This is a genomic window from Butyrivibrio sp. AE3004, assembly GCF_000703165.1.
Classification (GTDB): Bacteria; Bacillota; Clostridia; order Lachnospirales; family Lachnospiraceae; genus Butyrivibrio.
This window is the reverse complement of sequence record NZ_JNLQ01000002.1, coordinates 1,542,592-1,566,744: the sequence shown is the minus strand read 5'-3', so window position 1 is coordinate 1,566,744 and position 24,153 is coordinate 1,542,592. Positions and strand designations below refer to the sequence as shown.

Genomic DNA, 24,153 nt, shown 5'->3' with positions numbered 1-24,153 from the left:
GTTATTTATGAATAATTTTACAACGAAAAAGAAGGTGTTTCTTATTGCTGATTTTGTGGCAATCATACTTCTTGTAGCATTTGATCAGTTTACAAAATTTCTTGCTGTTACACACTTAATGGATCAAGATTCAATTGTTTTGATTCCGGGTGTTTTAGAGCTTACTTTTTTGAAAAACAGAGGTGCTGCATTTGGAATTTTACAGGACCAAAAAGTTTTCTTTGTTATGATAGCAATTATGATCCTGATTGTCATTGCATATGTTTTGTTTCAGCTACCGATGGAAAAAAAATATACAATTCTTCAGATAATTTTGGTTATGATTGCAAGCGGAGCAGCAGGTAATATGATCGATCGTCTGAAGAATGACTATGTGGTTGATTTTATTTCATTTGTTATAATTAATTTCCCCATATTTAATGTTGCGGATATTTATGTAACAGTTTCAACTATTTTGTTTATTATATTGTTCCTGTTTTATTATAAGGAGAAAGACTTTGACTTTTTAAGCTTTAAACAGCAAAAAAAATACAGGGAGATTAAATGACAGATACTACACTTAATGAAAACAAATTAAATTTTGTAGTACAGGAAGATATGGACGGAGAGAGAGTTGATAAGGTTATGAGCTCTCTCTCTGATTCTATGTCCAGAAGCTATATTCAAAAACTTATAAAGGAAAAAAAGGTTATAGTTAATGGGAAGACTGTAAAACCAAGTAATACTGTTTCTGAGGGCGACCTTATAGAGATGGAAATTCCAAAATCAATAGTCCCGGATATTGAACCTGAAGATATTCCTATAGATATTATTTACGAGGACAAGGATGTTCTTGTTGTTAATAAGCCTAAGGGCATGGTTGTTCATCCGGCGGCCGGACATTACAGCGGTACGCTGGTAAATGCTCTTATGTTTTATCTGGGAGATGATCTTTCCGGAATTAATGGTGTGATGCGTCCGGGTATTGTTCACAGAATTGATAGAGATACAACCGGTTCTGTAATAATATGCAAAAATGATCTTTCTCACAGATCGATAGCTGATCAGCTTAAGGAACATAGTGTTAACAGAGTGTATCACGCCATATGCCATGGAATTCTAAAGAATGACGAAGGTACTATCACCGGAAATATTGGAAGAAGCTCTAATGATAGAAAAAAGATGGCAGTTGTTAGTGATGAACAGGGAAAACATGCTGTCACTCATTATAAAGTAATTAAACGATTTGAAAAAGACAAAATGACATATATCGAATGCAGACTCGAAACCGGACGTACACACCAGATAAGAGTTCACATGGCTCATATAGGCCATCCGCTACTTGGCGATACTGTTTATGGTCCTTATATGAAGAGCCGTTTTAAACTTGAAGGGCAATGTCTTCATGCAAAAACTCTTGGTTTTATGCATCCTTCTACCGGAAAATATGTAGAAACCGATGCACCTCTTCCTGAATATTTCTGTCATTTACTTGATATTCTTCAATAAGCAGTTTTTATATTACATTATTTCAATTTGTGATATAATTGTATTAAATTTATGAAATCTTTTATTATGGAGGTTTTATTATGAATACAATCATTACAATAGGCAGACAATTTGGCTCAGGTGGACGTGAAATCGGAATGAAAGTTGCAGAGCATTTCGGAATCAAATTTTTTGATAAGGAGCTCCTTACCAGAGCAGCTTCCGAAAGTGGTTTTGCGCAGGAAATGATACAGGATCATGACGAACGACCCACAACATCTTTTTTGTATAACCTGGTTATGGATACGTATTCATTTGGATATAATTCCTCCAGCTTTGTAGATATGCCCATAAGCCATAAGATTTTTCTTGCACAGTTTGATACTATCAAAAAAATCGCTGATGAAGGCCCGTGTGTAATTGTCGGAAGATGTGCAGATTATGCTCTTGCTGATTATCCTAATGTAATAAATATTTTTATACATGGAGATGAGGAAGATAAAATCAACAGAATAATCAACAGATATCCTGATGTTAATAGCAAGGATAAAGCTTTAGAAATGATTCTGAAAAAGGATAAACAAAGACAAAGCTATTATAACTATTATTCATCAAAAAAATGGGGTAGATCTGATACGTATGATCTTACTATAAACAGCAGCGTTTTGGGAATTGATGGCACTGTAAATCTAATAACTCAGTTTGTAGAAGATTTTGAGACAGCATAAATCAAACAATGAAAGGAATAAGGGGCAGACAAGATGTTTGCTCCTTTTTTATACAAAATGGCATATAATTTTTTTGCAACTATATCAAGAATGAAATATATCGAGAGATGGGCTTTGATGCGCAATTCAAGGCAGGAGAATCTAAGTGAGCATTCCCTTGAAGTAGCAATGATCGCCCATGCTTTATGTGTAATAGGAAATGTTCGATACGGTAAAGACTTAAATGCGGAAAAAGCCGCGCTTATCGGACTTTATCATGATGCATCTGAAATTATTACAGGAGATATGCCAACACCTGTAAAGTATTATAATGATGAACTAAAGAATGCATATAAACAGGTTGAAGCCATTGCTGATGTTCAGCTTTTACATAAGCTTCCTGATGATCTAAGACCTGCATATGAAGAAATCTTCAAAACCCAGGACGGCGATGATGAAAAATATATGAGAAGACTTGTAAAAGCAGCAGATAAGCTTTCAGCACTGATTAAATGTATCGAAGAAAAAAATTCCGGAAACAGTGAATTTAGAACTGCTGAAAAAAGTACAATGAAATCATTAAATAAAATGATTACAGAACTCCCGGAAGTAAAAGACTTCATGGATGACTTCCTTGAACCTTACGGCAAGACTTTAGATGAGCTTTCATGAACATGTTTTTCAATTTTGAAAGGAACAGTTATGACGTATTTTACATGCTTTTTCCTTGATGCTGAAAAAGATATTATTGTTAGTCTTTATAAAGAACTTGATAAGATGTTTTATATCTTGTCGACGCCAAATCATCATACCGGTAACCTGATTAGAAATCTTTCAGCAATCTGTAAATTGCCGCTTTCTCAAAACGAAAACAAAATGCTGGAGATAAAGGGAGAAGTTCCGTGTTACGTTGATGCAAGTAACATTGAATCATATTTATTTAGTCTTGGCGACATCGAAATAGCAAGTATTTTTCCTGATGGCACTGTTGATGTTAAGGCAACGATTCCGGCAATCGCCAAAACACTTATGAGTCAGACTAAGAATTATCAGCTTGACTTATCAAAAACTATTTTTAAAACTTATGTACGAAAAGATATAAAATTCCGAGCAGATCTTCATACTCATATGAACGGAAATCTTCCGGGAGATGTACTTATCGCTCTTGGAATATATCATCAGATCAGATACCCCTTATATTATATAAAAAAACTTGATTTAAAACTTACAGACAGCCAATGGGAAAAACTTAATAAACAACGTGAAAAAGTAGCTCGGCAATTTGTATCATCAGGACTTGAAGGTAAATATCTGGACAGAAGAATAAACGATAATACCTTTATTAATTTTGCGGATCTTATTCTTAATAACCTTGATAATGCTGAGATGAATATTGTTAAGATAAGGGGGTCTTTGGCTGTTATTAAAGATGGACAGGCAGTTTTTACAAATCTTGAAAAAGTATATCTTTACAGATACGTTTTTTGCAAAGCAAAAGAGAGCGAAGATAAGATTAATTTAAATAACATAGATCAAATTCCGGATGCAGATGTAAGGTCTTCACTTCGGCAAATGTTAAAAGATAAGGAAACCCCGGAATATTGCAGAAATACCATTTTTCAGGATAAACTTCTTTGGATTGCACGTAATTATAAAAAGCAAGGTGTTTGTTATGCGGAAATAAGTGATACAACACTTGTAAAAAAATATGAGTCCCTTGAAATGCTTAAGCAGGTTCATGAGGTAATGCCTTATATATATCAGGAAACAGGTGTAATGATAAGATTTCTTGCTGCAATGAGAAGAATTCCTTTAACCATTGTTAAGGATGCAATAACTCCTGCTGATTATCTTGAAAAAAATCTTGAAGTCCTAAGAGCAACGTTTCTTGATCCTTATGTTGCCGGCTGTGATTTCGTAGGTGAAGAAATTAATGACATCATTACCCTGAAACCGGTATTTAAAGAATTGGTTAAGTTTGCAGCTATAGATCCGACCTTTGTAATAAGAGTTCATGCAGGTGAAAATGATAGTTTAAAAGACAATATTTCACATAGTATTGCCTGTGTAAAAGATTGTTTACTTCCTGGACAAAGTATGCCTAAAATGCGTCTTGGGCATGGACTTTATACATATAGCCCGAGGTCGAAAAAAGGAAAAGAAGTTATAAAACAGCTTAAGGAAAACAATATAGTTTTAGAGTTTCAGCTTACAAGTAATGTTCGCTTAAACAATCTTAATTCGCTTAAAGCGCATCCTCTAAAATATTATTTAAAGCAGGGAATAAGCTGCGTGCAGGGAACGGATGGTGCCGCTCTTTACGGTACAAGTTCAATAGATGAGCAGCTTTCACTCAAAAAAATGCTTGAGCTTTCTGATGCTGATCTGCAGCTCATGAAAAATGCTGAAAATAAAATTATAGAAGAGGGGCAGAAAGCGTATTCAGATAAGAAGGCAGCTTTTATCTCTATGCTAAAAGGCAAAGATATGGAAGAAGTACTTCTTGAAAAAATGAAAACCGTTAAAATATCTAAAAATGGTTCTAAGAAAATTAAAAAGCTCGATTCAAATACCGAACTGAAAGATGAAATTGCAGAGATAACATGGGATCGTTTTCCAATAGTATTACTTGGAGGAAGCTTTAATACCGAAAAAAGAGCAACAAGAACTACAACTGATGGTTTAAAAGAGCTTGATGAACTTATGGCTTTTTTAAATCCTGATGAAGTATGCTTTATTATTGGACATAAGCTTTCAGGTTATGAAAAATATCTGATAGAAAATAATACAAAAAATTTCAGGATTTATGCGGTAGTTCCTATGCTGATAACAAAATACGAAAGAGACAGATTGAAAGAATCAGGGGTATATATAAGAGTTTCACCTGAAGCGGAAGGAATGGGAATATATAAAAGCTTCAATTATGAAATATTTGAAAGAAGACCGTCAATGGTCGTGGCTTTTGATGGAAACAGTGCTGCAGCAAATCTAATTCAGGAAGCTAAAAACGGAAAGGGGAAATCAGCAATTTTTATATGGAGCCATTCACAAACACTTAAACAAAAAGCTAAATCCCTTCATGGGTATGTAAGTTATTTTGATAATGAAAATCCTATTATAGATCAACTTCTAAAATTGCAGCAAAGTTTTAGTCGTGATAAATTATAAAATATTTTATATTTTAGTAAAAAAATTAAACATTAATTGGTCAATATATTATATAATTAAGAACGAAAAAATGTATTTTTGTTGGGAGGAAAAAGGTAAAAAATGAGAACAGGTTTTTTCACAAAAATTCAGTCAGTTATTTTGGCTGCAGCTCTTGCGGTAACTATTATTCCAACAACTATGATTGTAACCGAGCCCATAAAAGCTGAGGCGGCGGCTGCTAATATAAGAGAAAATCTTACAGATAATCAGAAAAAAATCTTTGATGCCTATGAGTATCTTGATACACGAATCAAGGACGCAAGTGTTGAAGTATCGGTAAAAACAAAAGAAGACCTTGATAATACAGGTTTTTATACCATCTATACAGGAGCAGAGGAAAAGAAGAAATATACGGATGAGGATCTTAAATATGCGAGACGTGCATATGTTTATCAGAATCCTTTGAATATTGCCGGTGCAATGGCGGAGCTTAAGTTTTTGTATCTAAAGAACAAAGAGGGTAAGTATGCCTGCTATGCATATCTTCAGAGAACAAGTGATAAAGATTACACAAACGAAACTAAGAAATTAAAAAATGCTGTAAAGAAAATTATGGATACTATTGACGATGATGAAACAAATTTCGTTGTTGAGTATCAATGCTTTAATATGATTATTGATAACGTAACTAATGTAAATATCGCTATTGATAATAAGGATCTTAGGAATACGGCATATGGCGCCCTTGTGACTCACAGAGCTTCTTCACAAGGGTATGCACTTGCATTTGCCGCACTTCTTGATGCAGCTGAAATATCAAATGACATCCTTTTTAACAGCACAAAATGCTGGAATCAGGTAAAAATAGGTACAAAGTGGTATGAAACAGATATTGTCGGTTGCGATAAGGCTAAAAAAGGCAAAATTGATTATGAAAGATTCAATACGTCCCAGGCCACAATGAAAAAGCTTGGCTTAACACGTGTGAATTTCTGTTCAAAGTATCGTACATCAAATGGCAAGCATAAAGAAACTGTTAATAAACTTCAGAAATATGATGATGAAGTTTTAAAGGATTCACACAATTTTGGGCTTGGAATCCTGAATGATGACGGTACTGTAACACGTACAACAATGCTTTCATGTGAACAGACTGTTAAAATTGTACCCACATTCAAATATAATTCCCAGCTTTATAATTGCAGTCTCGCTCTTAAAGATGTAGTTATAACAACAAAAGAAGCGGACAGTTACTTTAAATGGGTAGGCTGGACGAAAGACAAACCATATATTGAGCTTTCAAGAGGCGGGGCCGGAAAAAACAGAACATTAAGCCTGGTACTGTATTATGATGATGGAAGCAATAATGGTGCGGGTTCACCAATTAATGTATCTTACGAAATAATCGATAATGATGATACATCCGGTTCATTTGTTTATAAAATAACAGGCGATAATACTGTTTCACTGGCAAAAGTAAAACAAAAGAGCATAAAGAATGTAGTAATTCCTTCAACCGTGGTTGTTGGTGGAAAGAATTATAAAGTAACTAAAATTGAAAGCAATGCTTTTAAATTTAACAGAAAGCTGGAGACAGTGATTCTTGGCTCAAATATCTCAGAAATCGGAAGCAATGCATTTTCAGGAAAAACTAAGCTAATACGTGTAGAAACAACAGGAATAAACCTTAATAAGATTGGAAGCGGCGCCTTTAAATCTGCTGATGAAAATACATTTTTCCTTCTTAAAGCGGCTAATAAAGGTTCATACAACAAAATAGTTAAGAAGCTAAAGAAATCCGGTGCTAAGAAATCAGTATTTAAATATAGAAACATTAACTATTAAATATTCAGAATAGATAGCGATTCAATGAAATGAAAATCAGAGAATCGCTATTTTATTGCGTTATGTGCAGTTAGTTATTCAAATTACACTGTATAACCCTGTATAACCCTGTATGTTGCAATGTGTAGTTTTATTTCGTTAAAGAGGGATTTAACGAAGTGATATATTCTTCGCTATTGCTCCTAAACTATTAATTGAAATACTTATCGCGACTTTCGCAGTAATTTAAGTAAGATTTAGTCGCGTTAACTTCTTCACTGTTCGTGATGTATCTCTATTCATATAATAAATATATGAATAGATCTCAGGATGATATCCAAGTACTCAAAAAAGTAAATATGATTGTTAAGGAGAAACTTCCTGATTTAAACAAAAAACATCCTTAGAAAAAATAAATTTATCTAAGAATGTTTTTTTGTTTTTTATGAAATTATAATATCAAGTTAGATTCTTGCTACGCCACATTCTCTGGCTGCTTTTGCAACAGCTTCTGCAACTGCCTGTCCAACACGTTTGTCAAATGCCAAAGGAAGAATGTATTTATCATTTAATTCTTCAGGTGAAACAAGATTTGCAAGAGCATATGATGCAGCCTGTTTCATTTCTTCAGTAATATCCTTTGCTCTCACATCAAGTGCTCCTCTAAAAAGTCCGGGGAAGCAAAGAACATTATTTATCTGATTAGGATGATCACTTCTACCGGTACCGACTACAGCTGCTCCGGCTTCAAGCGCTTCATCAGGCTCGATTTCAGGAACAGGATTAGCCATAGGAAATACTATTGCTCCGGGAGCCATTGATTGAATCATTTCCTTTGAGACAATATGTGGTGCACTTACACCTATAAATACGTCAGCATTTTTCATTGCATCAGAAAGATTTCCTGAGAATTTTTCAGGGTTTGTTTTTTTAGCCATCTCTTCCTGAGCAGAATTCATTTCAACGCCTTCGCACAAAATACCACATCTGTCAACCATCTTTAAATGTTTAACTCCCAGATTCATAAGATGCTTGCCTATTGCTATGCCTGCTGAACCTGCACCGTTTATTACAACTTTTGCTTCTGCCAGATCTTTATTAACTACACGAAGAGCATTTATCAAAGCAGCGCCAACAACAACAGCTGTTCCGTGCTGATCATCATGAAATACCGGAATATCACAGATTTCCTTTAGCTTCTGCTCTATTTCAAAGCATCTTGGAGCGGCAATATCCTCAAGATTTATACCTCCAAAAGAGCCGGAAATCAGATAGATTGTACGAACGATTTCATCTACATCTTTACTTCTTATACAGATGGGAAACGCATCAACATCAGCAAATTCTTTAAAAAGAGCACATTTTCCTTCCATTACGGGCATTCCTGCTTCAGGTCCGATATCGCCAAGTCCAAGAACCGCAGTTCCGTCTGTAATAACAGCTACAAGATTATGCCTTCTGGTGAGTGTATAAGACTTTTCATAATCCTTCTGAATCTCAAGGCAAGGCTGTGCAACACCGGGTGTATAGGCAAGGGATAAATCTTCTTTATTTTCAACCTTTACTCTTGAAACAACTTCAATCTTCCCTTGCCACTCTCCGTGCAATTTTAATGACTCTTCAGCGTAGTTCATTGATTTCATTCTCCTCATTTGATAATGTTTTTAGCACGCACCTTTATTTTCCAAGTGCCTAAACTCTGCTATACTAATTATCAATAATAATAAGGAGAATAATTAAATGCAAGGAAAATTACCAAAAAGAAATGAAGTCGAAAAGGAATTAACCTGGAGACTCGAGGATATTTATGAAAATGAAGATAAATGGGAAGCTGAAGTAAATGAAGCTTTGCAAATTTCTGAAAGAATTGCCAAATATAACGGAAAGCTTTCAGAAAATGCCAAAAATCTTCTGGATGCTTTAAAGCTTTATGAAAAAGCTGATCTTTTATCGAGCCGTTTCTATGGATATGCACATATGAGACACGATGAAGATACTGCTAATTCCAAGTATAACGGTATGAATCAAAGAGCAATTTCCGTAAATGTTCATATCGGAGAAAAAGCATCCTTCATCGAACCTGAAATATTAGCTATTTCTGATGAACTACTCTCCTCTTTTTATAAGGAAGAGCCTGAACTTAAGAAATACGAAAACAGAATAAGAGAAATCAGACGTCTTAAGTATCATATACTAAGTAAAGAATTAGAGCAATTAATTGCGTCTACCGGTGAAATGGGCAGAACCCCTTATAATGGTTTCAATATGCTCTCTGATGCCGACTTGAAATTTCCAACTGTAAAGGATAAAGATGGCAACGATGTAATACTCTCAAATGGGCGTTTTGTGCCAGTTCAGATGTCAAAGGACAGAGAACTAAGGAAAAAGGCTTTTGAAGCCTTCTATGGCCGATATGAAGAGTTTAAGAATACCTGGGCTGCATTATATGACGGAGAAGTAAAAACCCGTATTTTTAATTCAAAAGCAAGAAAATACAATTCTAATTTTGAGGCAGCTGTTGATGAAAATAATGTTGATCCCGCTGTTTGTGACAGGCTAATCGACTCCATTCATAACGGTTTTGATAAAATGCACAGATATGTCGCGCTTCGCAAGAAGTTGTTAGGTGTAGATGAGCTTCACATGTATGATGTTTATGTTTCCATGATAAATGATTTTGATATGGAAGTAAGCTATGATGAAGCTAAAGAACTTTCACTTAAAGCTTTGGCTCCTCTTGGTGATGAATACCTTAGAATTGTGAAAGAAGCTTATGAAAATCGTTGGATTGATGTAGTTGAAAATGAGGGAAAAAGAAGTGGCGCGTACAGTAGTGGTGCTTATGGCGTTCATCCCTATATGCTTCTTAATTATAATAACACACTTGAAGATGTATTCACTCTTGTTCATGAAATGGGACACTCAATTCATACCTGGTATTCTGAGCATGAGCAGAGCCTTTGGAATGCAGATTACAAAATTTTTGTAGCAGAAGTTGCTTCAACAACAAATGAAGTACTGCTCTATCATTACCTTAAGGATAACGCTAAGAGCAAAGAAGAAAAAGCATATATAATAAATCATTTCCTTGAGAGCTTTAAGTCAACAATGTACAGACAGACAATGTTTGAAGAATTCGAAAGAAAGACAAACGAAATGGCTGAGAAGGGTCAGCCGCTAACTGCAGAGTCTCTGTCAGATGTATACTACAATCTGAATAAAGAGTATTTTGGTGAAAATATGATATCAGACCCTCAGATAGCTTACGAATGGTGTCGAATTCCTCATTTCTATTATAATTTTTACGTATATCAGTATGCTACCAGCTTTGCAGCATCTGTTTCGATTGCCGGGAAAATTCTAAAAGAAGGTAACAGCGCCGTAGAAGAATACAAGAGTTTCCTTAAGAGCGGATGTACTCAGGATCCGGTAAGCCTTCTAAAAATTGCTGGTGTTGATCTTACAACTGCGGCTCCTATAGAAGACGCATTAAAAGTATTTGATGAAGCTATTAGTGAAATGGAAGAATTATTTAAGTAACAGTAAAAAAGTCTGATTATCTTTTGAACGATAATCAGACTTTTTTATTTTAGTATAGATTCCTAAATTACTTCAGAAATTATAAATTAATAATTTTGTACGTTCGGATTATATGTTTCTTTTATTGCTGTATAAAGCTCTGCATCTGAACAATTTTTGTAAGGAAATACATAAAATACACCGGCTATACCACATGTAATTATTGCAAGCAAATACCAACCGATAAATGAAAGATCATAAACAAAAGCATTCATTTTCTGGCCATTCATCATCTGTCTTGATAATGTTATTGCTTCATTTGATGACATATTAGGATCTTCTGCCATCAGATAAGGAACCAGTCTGTATGAATATGCTTTAATGATTCCCGGTATAAAACAAAGCATAGACCAAAGAAATAGATAAAGGTCCTTAAGGAACATAGTCTTAACAATATTCATCCAATTGTTTTTAAAACCAAATGTAACTTCTGAGATTTGTGCATTTTCAACAGCCCGGTTAACAATAAAGAATCTTTGGCATCCTACTTCAAGAACATTAAATAATATAATATCAAGTATAATTCCGATTATGACAGCTATACCTATAACACCGACTATTGCTGCTATTATTTCAGGTGTTAATTTATCCATCAACTCCTGCATTGTTTCCTCATTATTTGATGCACTGTTAGCGGAACCGCTTGCCGTACCACCAACACAAATACCGAGGATTATTGTAACAACAATACATGCCCATCTGTTCTTTTTAAAGTTCATAAGTCCATTAGCTTTAAGCTGTGAATTGGTCCACATAGTATTATCTCCCTTCAAATATAAACTTTTTTCTATATTATGATTATACATCATGTAAATGTATAAAAAAAACGATAATTTGGAAAAATATATTGTTTTTAATTTCTTTTTTATAAAAATAGCGTAATTTTTGAAAATCGATAATATATTAAATGAATCTTTTTAAAAATTTGCAATTTGTTCAGATAATTATTTCTTGCACTATCATGCTATAATTATTTCAAATACTAAAGTACCAGACTAATATGGAAAATATATTCGGTTTAAAGTACTCTCAACTGACCGGTATGAGTCAGAAAAAAACATACATGTATATGTGAGGAGTAAATATGGGGGCAGATTCAGAATATAATAGAAAATTACATTTACAACGTTTGGAAAAGCTTCATTCTCTTGAGGACATGTTACCTGTATATTGCATGCCCTATCTCGATGATAAAGAACTGACATCTCAGATAAATACAGTTATTTCATACGCGTATGATCTTATAACTTTTTTTCAGTTTTTAAAGGAGCGAAATCCACTTCTAAGAAACATAAGAGAAATCAAAGAAATTGATATTGACATTTTGGACAAGCTGTCATTCGAAGATATTAATGAATTTCAACGATATCTTTCATTTAACAATGGTGAAAACAAGCATGTTAATAAAGAAAAAGGTATAGCAAGAAGAATGTCTGCTGTACGTGGATTTTACGAATTCATGTGCCAGCATCATTATTTAAAGAACAACCCTACACTTGGGGCTGCAAAAAGGCGCAAAACACCCAAAAAAGACATTATCAGAATGAACTCTGATGAAGTTAATACATTAATGGATACTGTAATTAATACTGAAATAAAGGTTTCTGACAGACAACGTGCATTATGTGAGAAAACCAATCTGCGTGACACCGCTATTTTTACACTTCTTTTAAATACAGGTATTCGTGTTTCTGAATGTGTAGGGCTTGATCTCGATGATATCAACTTTGAAGAGAATTCATTTTCTGTAGTAAGAAAAGGTGGGAATACACAGATATTGTATTTTAACAGAACAACTGCTGAGGCTTTAAAGGAATATATTAATTTCGAAAGACCAAGCCTTATATCTGATGATAAAGAAAAAGCATTATTTTTATCACTGAGAAAAAGAAGAATTACTGTTCGAAGTGTTGAGCTTATGGTAAAAAAATATACCATGCTCGCTGTTCCCGGCAAAAAACTAACGCCTCATAAAATGAGAAGTACTTACGGTACTGCCCTTTATCGTGAAACAGGTGATATAAGGCTTGTGGCAGATGTACTTGGTCATAAAGATATCAACACTACTGCTAAACATTATGCTGCTATTGAAGAGGAACACAGAAAGCGGGCAGCTTCTATTGATCCATATAATTAAGTATAAAATTTTATACACTCTTAACTCAAAGATTAAAAAACTCCGATTATTCAATTTTATCATTAAAAATAGATGAATAATCGGAGTTTATATTTATGCAGAACACTTAGCAAAGTTCTGGCAAATATTTTATTTCAGATGAGAACTTATAACAAATTATAAAAGCTCCTGGAATCCCGGAACAAAAAGGTGTCTCGGAATACCATCAACCATAATAGGTCCTACATCTCCTTGAATCAATGGACGAACATATGTGATGAATTCATCTGTTACATAGGTTCCTTCTTTATTTATCCATTCTCTCGGAACAAGACGTTCATCATTTGCAATCTTATGAACATCCTTAACTTCTGTACCTGCCTGATAAGGATCATCAGAAAGTCTTTCAATTACAACCATCTTACCGCTATCACCTTCATCAGCAGCCTTCATTGCAGCGCCACCTACTTCATAGGCTTCAAGAATATCAACACGTGAAGCACAATGACTGGCAGCTCTCTGAAGGGTTGATAATTCAATAGCACGTGTCTTGCATCCTATTTCTGTAGAAAGCACAGTGCAAAGATATCTGGCAGTTCCTGTAAGCTGCTTATGCCCGAATGCATCTACATATTCAACGCCATTATCATATTCGCTGATATATTTACCATCTTTATCGTGTATACCTTCAGAAATAGCAATAACTACATTTGCTTTTTCTTTAAGAAGCTTCTTTACCTTATCAACAAATTTCTTTACATCAAAAGGAAGTTCAGGTAAATAAATAGCATCAGGTCCATCACAATCCTCACCTCTTGAAAGAGCTGCAGATCCTGTAAGCCATCCTGCATTTCTACCCATAATTTCAACTATTACAACCTGACCATGTTCTGTCTCAAGACTCCATCCGTCACGAATGATTTCTTTTACAGATGTGCCAATGTACTTTGCAGCTGAACCATAACCCGGTGTATGATCGGTAAGAGCAAGGTCATTATCAATAGTTTTGGGACATCCTACAAATCTTACGGAAGAACCTGAAATAATAGCATAATCTGAAAGCTTTTTAATGGTATCCATAGAATCATTGCCACCAATATAGATGAAGCAATCAATCTCAAGATCGGAAAGAATCTGGAATATCTTTTCATAAGTTTCCTTGCTTTCAAAAATCTCAGGAAGCTTAAAACGACATGATCCCAGATATGCAGATGGTGTTCTCTTTAAAAGCTCAGCATCAAGACCGGTTTTAATATGATCAGCAAGATCAATATAGCGACCTTCCATAAGTCCCTGTACGCCATGGATCATTCCATACACTTTTTTATATCCACGGTCTATTGCAGTACGATAAACACCTGCAAGTGAGGAATTAATTGCAGCTGTAGGTCCTCCTGACTGTCCAACAATTACGTTTCTCTTCTCCTTAGTTGCCATGGTTATGAATACCCCCTTATCAAGTTTTGTTATGCAACATGTATATATTTTATCAAAATATGCTGACTATGTCATTAAAAATGTCCATAATTATAAAATCTCTTTAAAAAACATCTATAAAATGGTTATATTTTTTTTATTTTTTAACTTGATATAAATAGGGAAAGTATAAACATGCTCCCTTGATGAGCAAAAATCGATTAGAAAGTTTACTATTTTGTTACTTCAATTTCTTTAATGAGAAATTCATTTCCCTGCTGAAGGTACGTTCTTTCACTACCACAAAAAGGACATATGCGCCCATGGTTTATTGTTCCATACTCTTTTTTACACTCTTCACAATATGTAATAGCCGGAATTGTTTCTATAAACAATTCCGTATCTTTTAATAGAGGGTGCTTAATTGCTGCCCATTTCCAGCAGTCACTAAGAAAATGCGGAATAACAGTTGAAACTTCACCAAGTTCAACAGTTACTTTATCTATCTTTTCTATTTTGTTCTCTTCTGCGACAACCTTAAGGTCATCGATAATATGAAATACAACGCCAAGTTCGTGCATATTAATCCTCACTACCTGATTTTCATAACGCCTTCTGATAAAAGAATCAGAAGGCGTTTTAATATTGCTTTATTTGTTCTTTTTGAATTTGATATTTATAGCCTGTTTAGCCGCATATGGAAGAATATATTTTAACTTATCTTCACTCTTCCTCATAACACTGCATTCAGGATTTTCTCTGAAAAGATGTATAGCATCGAATTCACATTTTGTAGTACAAAGACCGCACCCAATACATTTATTTGTATCAACAACAGATGCACCGCATGAAAGGCATCTTGCTGTTTCTGCCTTAACCTGTTCTTCGGTAAATACAAGCTTTGCATCTCTAAAGGAATGTGTAGGATCAGCTATTTTTTCATTCTTACCCGGAATCTGTCTCTTGCAGGTATCATAGTCCTTAACGAGAATATTGTCTTTATTAAGTTCCTTAAAATCATTACGATTTCTGCCAATTGTAAGAGACGAATGAGGCTGTACAAAGCGATGAATTGATATTGCGCCTTGCTTTCCTGCAGCAATTGCATCTATAGCAAATTTAGGGCCTGTATATACATCTCCGCCAACAAAAATATCAGGTTCTGATGTCTGGTAAGTTAATGAGTCTGCAACAGCTCCATTTCCGCGACCAAGTTCAACCTTTGTTCTTTTTAACAGATCGCCCCATAAAATAGATTGTCCGATACTTAAAAAGACATGCTTACATTTAATTGTGACTGTATCATTTTCATCATACTTAGGATTAAATCTGTGTTCATCATCAAATACGGACAAACATTTTTTAAGTACGATTCCTGTAACTTTACCGTTTTCTGTCAGAATTTCTTTTGGACCGTAACCACAATTTATTGTGACACCATCTTCTTCTGCTTCTGCAATTTCTTCATCTGATGCAGGCATAATGTCTCTGGATTCCAAGCAGAATTGCATTACGCTGTCTGCACCGCATCTTACAGCACTTCTTGATACATCAATGGCAACATTACCACCACCAATGACAACAGCATCTCCGTTAATTTTTAGGTTTTCATCCTCTGTAACGGCATGAAGGAAATCAACAGCTGTTATAACACCGTCAGCATCCTCTCCTTTTATTCCGGCTTTTCTGCCTCCCTGACAACCGATTGCAATATAAAATGCCTTATAGCCTTGATTTCTTAGATCATCTATAGTTATATCTTTGCCTACTTCAATTCCGGTCTTGATGGTAACACCCATCTCTTTGATAATATCAATTTCAGCCTGAACTACATCTTTCTCAAGCTTATATGAAGGAATACCATAAACCAGCATACCACCGGCTCTGTTATTTTTTTCAAAAATTGTGGGTCTGTATCCTTTTTCTGCAAGGTAAAATGCACATGAAAGTCCGGCAGGACCTCCACCGATAATCGCTATCTTCTCATCAAATTCACCCTGAACCTTAGGGATTACCTTCTTTGGTATAAACCTCGTATCTGAATTTAAGTCCCTGGCAGCTATAAATTTCTTAACTTCATCAATAGCAACAGCCTGATCAATTGTACCTCTTGTGCAGGCTTCTTCACATCTTCTGTTACAGATATGACCACAAACTGCAGGAAGCGGATTATTCTTTTTAATTAGTTCAAGAGCTTCCGTATATTTACCCTGAGCAGCCAGTTTTAAATATCCCTGAACTGCAATGTGTGCAGGACATGCAGTCTTACAAGGCGCAGTGCCTGTATCATAACAATTTTTTCTGTTATTATCTCTGTAATCGAGGTCCCAATCTGCTTCAGACCATTTTTTCTCACTTGGAAGAATATGCTTAGGGTACGTAACTTCTGTTCCATCCTTTTTGCAGAGTTTTTGACCAAGTTTAACCGCACCTGCAGGGCATACCTCAACACAGCGTCCGCACGCAACACAATCTGTTTTACTGACTTTTGCAACATATGCTGAACGTGACATATTAGGAGTATTATAAAGCTGTGAAGTTCTAAGAGCATAACATACATTAACATTACAGTTACAGATAGCAAAAATCTTGTTTTCACCATCTATATTTGTAATCTGATGAACAAAACCGTTATCTTCCGCTTTTTTGAATATCGAAAGAGCCTCTTCTTTTGTTATATATCTTCCGCCTTTACCGGTTTCAACAACATAATCAGCCATATCACCAACGGCAATACACCAATCCATTTCATCATCCGCGCAGCCCTCATCATAAGTCTTACGTGATCTGCGGCATGAACAAGGACTTGCTGCATACTTACCTTCATATTTGTCAAGCCAGTGTGAAATATGCTCAAGGGATATGGATTCATTATTCATCCCGATTGCTTTCTCAACAGGGATAACATGCATACCAATGCCTGCTCCTCCCGGAGGAACCATTGGTGTGATTTTCTCGAGAGGAAGAGTTGTCATGTAATCAAAGAATTTACCCATTTCAGGATGCTCATCAATGAGTTCCTTATTCATGTTTGTAAACTCAGCACTTCCCGGAACATACATTGGTACCAGGTATTGCTTCTCTCTCTTATCATTTTCCCAGTTATACTCTACAAGTCCAGTCCATGACATATGATCAAGAAGTTCCTGAAGATGTCCTGCTTCTATACCAGATAAAGCCTTAAGCTCATCAAAAGTCTTTGGTTTTCTGACCCCCATTTTTAGAGCCAGTTCAGCTTCTTCATCTGAAGCTATAGCCGCGAGTGCCCAATACTCAGGATCATCATTTGTTAATTTCTTTAATCCCAGATGATAAGGAACTCTATCCGTAATCATTTTACCCAGTTTAATAATAGGCTCACGCATAACTGTGTCATCTTTTACATAAGATGGCTTGTAAGGTGGTTTTCTACCCATAAAAAATCTCCTTTAAAAAACAATTTTCAATACAACCATATTTTTTACAGGATACGGAAAAACTGTATTTAGTATCCTGATTGAGTCTAATATAGGGGGCTTATTAGCCCCCCTATATATTTCTATATATTATGCTATTAGTTCTATCAGGCTTATTCAGCTCTTTCCATAGCAAGCTGGAAGTCTTTAGTATCACCGAATACCTCATTTGCATAAGGGTTCTTTCCAAGCTTCACCGATCTCTTAATTATCTCTGCTATACAAATAACATTTATTGCGATTGACATAATTGCAACAAAGCCCTGCATTCTGGGATCAGCTGTAATACCCATTGAGGAAATGATTTCACCGGCTTGTGATGTTTTACCTGCACCCGAATTATAAAGTTCAATTGCCTTAGCATATAAATCCATTGTAGTTATGCCGTTTGCAGTAGCACCACCATAAACGGAAGGAAGAGCAGCTGCAAATTTACTTGAAAGCTGGAATCCGGGAACTACCTGTGCCCACATACACCAAATCGCAAGTGTATTTGCTCTGTTCTGAATCCATGCACCCTTGTTCCAGAAAGCATTTGCAAAAGTAGGCGCAAGAAGAAGTGCAACACCACAATACCAGGAATGTGTAGGAAGATTGAGATATGTATATTCAAAGTTCCATACATCATATGCAAGAATGAACCATACGGTCATGTCAGGCCAAAGCATATCTGAATGATTTCTGTCTTTTGATGAATAAAGATGCACACATCCTGTCATACAGAATATATTTATCATACCTGCAATGGCATTAACAACATTCCACCATCCGCCATAGATAAATACGCCTTCGTTTGAAGCCCACCAGGCTCCGTTCAAATTACCTGAAATAGAAAATGCAGCAAGAGCTGATTCCATGTCTGATACATTAGCAATCATAATATTTGCTGCAACGATAAACCAAGGGAACCAGGCGAACCACTTTTCTTTACCTATGCCCCACTTATACTTTATCATCATAAAGCCTACACATCCGATATCAGCAGCATAAAGCTTAAAATAATGGAACCAGCCGTCCATAAATGCTACTGTAGGATTCGAAGAACCTCCAAAAGCTCCCATATGTGCAGCTATAAAATAAACAGTAAGGATTGTAGGAATAATAACAAATACAATCATTCCACCAACTTTTGTTCTTCGGCCTATTTCATTCATGAGAATAAGTCCCACAAAAACAAGAACCCAGCCAATCAATTGAGAACTTGCTGTGGCGCCGTAAAGTTGAAATAACATAAAACACCTCCAAAATGAAAATATAAAAAAATTATAAAATAATAATAGCAATCTACATAAGTAAATTGCTATTGGCAAAAGTAATATATTTTCATCTATATTTTGGGACACTATTATTTAAAATGTAGTTTCCGGATACTAATCTGCATAATATGGAACAATAATATTTGTTCCTTCCTTTAATTTTGCATCAGGAGAAATCTGATTTATATGGGCAATATCAGTGACAAATTCTCTGGTATTTCTATAATGAAGATCATCCATATGCTCTTCGGCAATTGACCATACCGAATCCCCGTTACATATGCTTACTGAAGCATAATAACGATATTGCTTATTATTTGTATTATTGCTGGCATCTGAATTAAAAGAATAAGAAAGAAATAAAAATATTGAAATCATTATAGATGCCAACACGCAAATAGTAATAAGTCTTCTTTTAAAGATAATATCTCTTCTTATTTTTTTGCTGTTTGTAACCCTTGTCATTGTTGTCCTCATACCCTTTCCTCCATACCGAACAAATGTTGCGAACAATTGTTCTTAAAACAATATAACGAACATACTTTCTTTTGTCAATATTTTTTCGCACATTTGTTCTGAAAATAATTATAAAAATTTCTTAAATAATCTTAAAGAAATCATTCGTTTGAGTTCATAATTTGTTCATATTTATCTATTATTATTTATATCAAGATAGTTGATGAACGAAATCACTATCTCCCCCTCATAAGAAAATCGCAGGACACTCACAGCAATGTGAGTGTTTTGTGATTAATCTTGTTTTTTCTTGATGAATCCATCATAACTCTCAATGTGTCCAATAAAAAGTACAGCGAATACATGTTTGCTTTAGGAACACTTTTGTGTTAAACTGAACATAGGTTCTTAAATAAAATTGTTATTTATAGAGAGGAATACTATGGAAAAAGGTAAGATAAGCGCTAAACAGCAGGAGATTCTTGATTATATTAAGGAAAAAATAATAGAAAAAGGCTATCCCCCGACTGTGCGTGAGATTTGTGAGAAGGTTCACCTTAAATCAACATCTTCTGTTCATTCTCATCTTGAGACATTGGAAAAGAACGGATATATCAGACGAGATCCTACAAAGCCCCGCACTATAGAAATTTGTGATGATTCTTTTAATATGGTCCGTACAGATATGGTTAGTATACCTGTTGTAGGACAGGTTGCTGCCGGTACACCTATTCTGGCTGAACAGAATATTGACAGCTACTTCCCTATCCCTGCAGATATTTGCCCTAAAGGTGATATGTTTATATTAAATGTTAAGGGAGATTCAATGATAAATGCAGGTATTTTTAATGGGGATCGCATTTTTGTCGAAGCATGTAATACAGCTAAGAATGGTCAACAGGTTGTGGCTCTTATAGATGATTCTGCTACAGTTAAAACATTCTACAAGGAAAACGGTCATATCAGACTTCAGCCGGAGAATGATACTATGGATCCGATTATAGTCGATGAATGTGAAATACTTGGTCGAGTATTCGGAGTACTTAGATTATATTAGTATTTTTTATCATATACGTTATTCTGATGTTTATGTCTTATTTCCGAAACGATAACTATAAACTGGATTTAGTTCGTAGAGTATATTTTAGACAAGTGTAAAAAAGGTACATATCACAATGTGATATGTACCTTTATATATATTAACTATATTATAATTCTTCTTTAGTTATGTGTTTCCCGTCTCTCCAGATTCTCTCCAAATCATAGAATAATCTGTTTTCCTGGTCAAAAATATGAATAATAACATCGCCAAAGTCTTGAAGAATCCAAAATGCACTCTCATAGCCTTCTATATCTTTCTTTTCATATCCGGCACGCCCAAGTGCTTCTTCGACTTTATCAGCCATTGCCTGAATTTGTGAACGGTTTGTACCACTAGCAACAATAAAATAGTCGCCAAGTGAAGATACTTCACTTATATCGATAATTTCAATATCTTGTCCTTTGGTGTTTTCAAGTGCTTCTACAGCTAGTTTAACCATGTTTTTGGAATTTTCAATTGAATGTTCAGCCATTGTTTGTTTTATCCTTTTCTAAATAGTAATCGTAGGTTTTTGCCGTCATATCATCACATTCTTTATCAATATTTTTTAGATAGTCAAGTGTATCTGACAATATAAACAACATACATTTATCAAGATTTTTATATGCTAGCTTACGAATCTCACTCATATGCTGCAATGGTTTTCTATTAGGCTCAATAAAATCAGCTATGAAAACAATTTTTTCAAGATCACTCATACCAGGATGACCGGTAGTATGCCACCTTATTGCACCAAGAATTTCATCATCTTCTATTCCGTATTTATGTTCCGCAAGACACATACCTGCTTTTGCATGTATCAGAGCAGGATTTCTTCTTTCTACATCTGTGATCTCAACACCATATTTTTTGCAGATTTTCATTTGTTCTTCATGATCAAGATTTTTGGCACAATCATGTAGGTATCCTGCAATAATGGCCTTTTCAATTGACACATCATGAATAGCAGCCATATTTGCAGCTGTATAAGCAACACCAAGGGTATGATCAAACCTGTCTGCATTTAGAACAAGTTTCATTTCTTTTCTAAGCTTATGCGATATTTCTAAGATTTTCATAATATATAATGAATAACCTCCATAAAATTAATACAATCATCCATTGTATATTTTCATATCATCGTCATCCGAATAAGCAGTAGGTATTCCGGTATATAAATTTTTCAGAGTTGCAAACTCGATAACATCTTCAGGAAGCATATATCTGACAGATCTGCCATTCTTTATTCTTGCTCTTATATCACTACTCGATATGTCAATATTATTAAACTGAAGAATTCTAATATCTGCTCCATATTTATCGTGAAGATATCTTCTGTAAGAATCCATATCACCAATAGACATATTATCTCTTATAGCAGCAAGAATTATACAATTCTTAAAAACATCTTCACTATTATGCCAGCTTTCCATTTGTTTGAGTGTATCACCGCCAACAATTAAATATATTTCATCGCCTGGATACATTTTCTTTAACTCATTTAGTGTATCGATAGTATAGGTATTTCCCTCACGATCAATTTCAAGTCTTGAACAGGTAAAATACGGATTGCTATCAATAGCAAGTTTGACCATCTGATATCTTAATTCACCCGGAGTAACATTATCATGTTCTTTCATATAGGAACATCCACTGGGCATAAATATTATCCTATCTAACCCAAATTGTTCTCTGGCCGCTTCGCCCAAAATAAGATGTGCATTGTGAATAGGATTGAAAGTACCACCTAATAGTCCGATTTTTCTGCTCGCCATATAAAATTCCTCTTTAATAATGTAATATTTGAATATATTTAAATATATTTAAATCATAAATAATTACTTAGGTAATTTTATCTCAGGATCTTCATGAAAGGGTTTATAAAGTACAAATTTTCTTCCTATAACCTGTACCAATGTAGAACGCGTTCTTTCAGCAACAGTATTGGCTACTTCCTTTACATCATCCGTACAGTTTTTTAATATAGATCCTTTTATAAGCTCTTTATTATTAAAACATTCCAAAACGCTTTCAGTTACTTCAGGTGTAACCGAAGATTTTCCTATCTGAAAAACAGGCTCCAGATTCATCGCCAGTCCTTTTAGATAGGCACGTTGTTTACTCGTTAAATTCATCATTGTCCTCCGCATCTGTTTCTATATCATCGTTCTGATCTATACTATCATTTTCAGAAGTTGTATCTGCATTTCTGTAATAATCAAAACTGTTACCATACATACGGACAGTATCGCCCTCCTGTATTCCCAAAGCTTCAAGCTGATCCAAAATTCCGTTTTCAACAAGAAAACTCTGGAAAAATGCAAAACCTTTTTCTGAATCAAGGTTCGTGTACCCAAGCATTTTTTCAATTTTGGGTCCTTCTATTACGTATTCCTTTTCATTGGAATCATACTCTACAGTAAATGCTTCATTGACAGATTGTAATTCAACTTCCGGATCATATTCACTTTCAAAAACAAAAGTTTCATCACCCAGTTTATCAAGCTCTCTACTTATATAGTATAACAGTTCGTTTATGCCTTTGCCAGTTAGTGTTGATGTTGCAAACACTTTTACTCCCTGAGGCTCAAATTTATCTCTGAGTTTCTTGATGATTTCAGAATTTTCTCCTTCAGGAAGCATATCAATTTTATTAGCAGCTATTACTTGTGTTTTCTTTGTAAGATCAGCATTATATTTAGAAAGTTCTTTATTTATTGCCTCTATATCTTCAAACGGATCTCTTCCTTCGGTCCCTGCTGCATCAACAACATGAATCATCATTCTTGTTCGCTCTATATGTCTTAAGAACTCATGACCAAGACCTGCACCGTCAGCTGCACCTTCAATAAGTCCGGGAATATCAGCAACAACAAAGCCTCTTGCATCATTTAAGCTAACAACACCAAGTATAGGTGTAAGTGTTGTAAAATGATAATTTGCAACTTTAGGCTTTGCATTTGATACTTTTGTTAAAAATGTAGATTTACCAACATTAGGAAAACCAACAAGTCCTACATCCGCAATCATTTTCAATTCAAGAAGAATTTCAAGTTCTTTAGCAGGTTGACCGGGCTGTGCGTATCTTGGAGCCTGCATTGTGCTCGTTGCATAATGCATATTTCCGTTACCGCCTTTACCGCCCTTTAAAAGGGTATATTCAGTTACATCTCCTGACATATCAACAATAACTTTCCCACTTGAAGCTTCTTTGATTACAGTTCCCTGTGGAACCTTTATTATGATGTCAGAGCCTTGTTTACCATGGCATCTTCGCTTTCCGCCATCCTCACCATTTTCTGCCTTGTATTTACCGCCAAAATGGAAATCAGAAAGTGTATTTATTCCAAGGTCAACTTTTATAATAACATCGCCGCCTTTTCCGCCGTCGCCTCCATCAGGGCCACCGTTCGCAACGAATTTCTCTCTTCTGAAAGAAATGTGTCCGTCTCCACCCTTACCACTTTTTACAAATATTCTCGCTCTATCAACAAATGCAGGCATCTTAGTCTCCTGTTAATAAAAATCACTTTATATCGGTGTCAATTAAATTGAAATCCTGATTGGATCCAATAATAAAAACTTGTTAACTACCTATAAGATAAAAAGAGCCCCAAACAAATACATGTTTGGAGCTCAATACAAT

Annotated in this window: 21 protein-coding genes; 9 read left to right on the top strand and 12 right to left on the bottom strand. The window is 35.0% G+C overall.

The window, feature by feature from the left end:
* The first annotated feature begins 7 nt into the window (after positions 1-7).
* The 6 genes from lspA (at position 8) to BV60_RS0109895 (ending at position 7,169) form a co-directional block, all read left to right on the top strand.
* Complete coding sequence (gene lspA / locus BV60_RS0109920) at positions 8-547, top strand: signal peptidase II (RefSeq protein ID WP_029321392.1); 540 nt, start codon at positions 8-10, stop codon at positions 545-547.
* Positions 544-1,488, top strand: a complete 945-nt coding sequence (locus BV60_RS0109915) for an RluA family pseudouridine synthase (RefSeq protein ID WP_081846639.1) — start codon at positions 544-546, stop codon at positions 1,486-1,488. Before lspA ends, BV60_RS0109915 begins: the two co-directional genes overlap by 4 nt.
* An 80-nt stretch (positions 1,489-1,568) precedes the next feature.
* Positions 1,569-2,195 carry a cytidylate kinase-like family protein gene (locus tag BV60_RS0109910; protein WP_029321388.1) on the top strand — a complete coding sequence of 209 codons (627 nt, stop codon included), beginning with the start codon at positions 1,569-1,571 and terminating at the stop codon, positions 2,193-2,195.
* Positions 2,196-2,252: 57 nt separating this feature from the next.
* Positions 2,253-2,846, top strand: a complete 594-nt coding sequence (gene yfbR, locus BV60_RS0109905) for a 5'-deoxynucleotidase (RefSeq protein WP_029321386.1) — start codon at positions 2,253-2,255, stop codon at positions 2,844-2,846.
* 30 nt (positions 2,847-2,876) lie between these two features.
* Positions 2,877-5,342, top strand: a complete 2,466-nt coding sequence (locus tag BV60_RS0109900; protein ID WP_029321384.1) for an adenosine deaminase — start codon at positions 2,877-2,879, stop codon at positions 5,340-5,342.
* 102 nt (positions 5,343-5,444) lie between these two features.
* Complete coding sequence (locus BV60_RS0109895; RefSeq protein WP_029321382.1) at positions 5,445-7,169, top strand: leucine-rich repeat protein; 1,725 nt, start codon at positions 5,445-5,447, stop codon at positions 7,167-7,169.
* Between the two features lie 443 nt (positions 7,170-7,612).
* Here BV60_RS0109895 and BV60_RS0109890 read toward each other — a convergent pair whose 3' ends face one another.
* Positions 7,613-8,782, bottom strand: a complete 1,170-nt coding sequence (locus BV60_RS0109890) for an NAD(P)-dependent malic enzyme (RefSeq protein ID WP_029321380.1) — start codon at positions 8,780-8,782, stop codon at positions 7,613-7,615.
* Between the two features lie 106 nt (positions 8,783-8,888).
* On the opposite strand from BV60_RS0109890, the gene pepF reads away from it, so the two are divergent.
* Complete coding sequence (pepF, locus tag BV60_RS0109885; protein ID WP_029321378.1) at positions 8,889-10,688, top strand: oligoendopeptidase F; 1,800 nt, start codon at positions 8,889-8,891, stop codon at positions 10,686-10,688.
* Between the two features lie 86 nt (positions 10,689-10,774).
* Here the strand turns inward: pepF and BV60_RS0109880 are convergent, their stop codons facing one another.
* The gene (locus tag BV60_RS0109880) at positions 10,775-11,482 is read right to left on the bottom strand and encodes a DUF975 family protein (RefSeq protein ID WP_035777212.1); all 708 of its coding nucleotides are present in this window, start codon (positions 11,480-11,482) and stop codon (positions 10,775-10,777) included.
* Positions 11,483-11,811: 329 nt separating this feature from the next.
* Here BV60_RS0109880 and BV60_RS0109875 point away from each other — a divergent pair, with 329 nt between their 5' ends.
* Positions 11,812-12,864 carry a tyrosine-type recombinase/integrase gene (locus BV60_RS0109875; RefSeq protein ID WP_029321374.1) on the top strand — a complete coding sequence of 351 codons (1,053 nt, stop codon included), beginning with the start codon at positions 11,812-11,814 and terminating at the stop codon, positions 12,862-12,864.
* Between the two features lie 156 nt (positions 12,865-13,020).
* Here BV60_RS0109875 and BV60_RS0109870 read toward each other — a convergent pair whose 3' ends face one another.
* The 5 genes from BV60_RS0109870 to BV60_RS0109850 all read right to left on the bottom strand — a co-directional run bounded on the left by BV60_RS0109870 (position 13,021) and on the right by BV60_RS0109850 (position 19,447).
* Positions 13,021-14,280: a 6-phosphofructokinase gene (locus tag BV60_RS0109870; RefSeq protein ID WP_029321372.1), complete on the bottom strand. Its 1,260-nt coding sequence runs from the start codon at positions 14,278-14,280 to the stop codon at positions 13,021-13,023.
* Between the two features lie 212 nt (positions 14,281-14,492).
* The gene (locus tag BV60_RS0109865) at positions 14,493-14,840 is read right to left on the bottom strand and encodes a hydrogenase maturation nickel metallochaperone HypA (protein WP_029321370.1); all 348 of its coding nucleotides are present in this window, start codon (positions 14,838-14,840) and stop codon (positions 14,493-14,495) included.
* A 69-nt stretch (positions 14,841-14,909) separates the two neighbouring features.
* Positions 14,910-17,675, bottom strand: a complete 2,766-nt coding sequence (locus tag BV60_RS0109860; RefSeq protein ID WP_197029547.1) for an FAD-dependent oxidoreductase — start codon at positions 17,673-17,675, stop codon at positions 14,910-14,912.
* A 152-nt stretch (positions 17,676-17,827) separates the two neighbouring features.
* On the bottom strand, positions 17,828-18,946 hold the full coding sequence (locus BV60_RS0109855) for a DUF5692 family protein (RefSeq protein ID WP_029321366.1): 1,119 nt from the start codon (positions 18,944-18,946) through the stop codon (positions 17,828-17,830).
* A 138-nt stretch (positions 18,947-19,084) separates the two neighbouring features.
* Entirely contained in the window at positions 19,085-19,447 is a 363-nt protein-coding gene (locus BV60_RS0109850) for a LysM peptidoglycan-binding domain-containing protein (protein ID WP_029321364.1), read from the bottom strand.
* 421 nt (positions 19,448-19,868) lie between these two features.
* Here BV60_RS0109850 and lexA point away from each other — a divergent pair, with 421 nt between their 5' ends.
* On the top strand, positions 19,869-20,483 hold the full coding sequence (gene lexA, locus BV60_RS0109845; RefSeq protein WP_029321362.1) for a transcriptional repressor LexA: 615 nt from the start codon (positions 19,869-19,871) through the stop codon (positions 20,481-20,483).
* Positions 20,484-20,634: 151 nt separating this feature from the next.
* Here the strand turns inward: lexA and rsfS are convergent, their stop codons facing one another.
* From rsfS to obgE, 5 genes are all read right to left on the bottom strand, one after another.
* Positions 20,635-21,000, bottom strand: coding sequence for a ribosome silencing factor (gene rsfS / locus BV60_RS0109840; RefSeq protein WP_029321360.1), 366 nt, complete (start codon positions 20,998-21,000; stop codon positions 20,635-20,637).
* Complete coding sequence (gene yqeK / locus BV60_RS0109835; RefSeq protein WP_029321358.1) at positions 20,993-21,586, bottom strand: bis(5'-nucleosyl)-tetraphosphatase (symmetrical) YqeK; 594 nt, start codon at positions 21,584-21,586, stop codon at positions 20,993-20,995. The genes rsfS and yqeK overlap by 8 nt, the downstream gene beginning before the upstream one ends.
* Positions 21,587-21,622: 36 nt before the next feature.
* A complete protein-coding gene (nadD, locus tag BV60_RS0109830; protein ID WP_051656641.1) occupies positions 21,623-22,282 on the bottom strand; it encodes a nicotinate-nucleotide adenylyltransferase in 660 nt (219 codons plus the stop codon).
* Positions 22,283-22,345: 63 nt separating this feature from the next.
* Entirely contained in the window at positions 22,346-22,642 is a 297-nt protein-coding gene (gene yhbY / locus BV60_RS0109825) for a ribosome assembly RNA-binding protein YhbY (protein WP_029321354.1), read from the bottom strand.
* Positions 22,626-24,011 (bottom strand): GTPase ObgE, encoded by a 1,386-nt coding sequence (obgE, locus tag BV60_RS0109820; protein ID WP_081846637.1) that lies wholly within the window; start codon positions 24,009-24,011, stop codon positions 22,626-22,628. Before obgE ends, yhbY begins: the two co-directional genes overlap by 17 nt.
* Positions 24,012-24,153 lie beyond the last annotated feature (142 nt).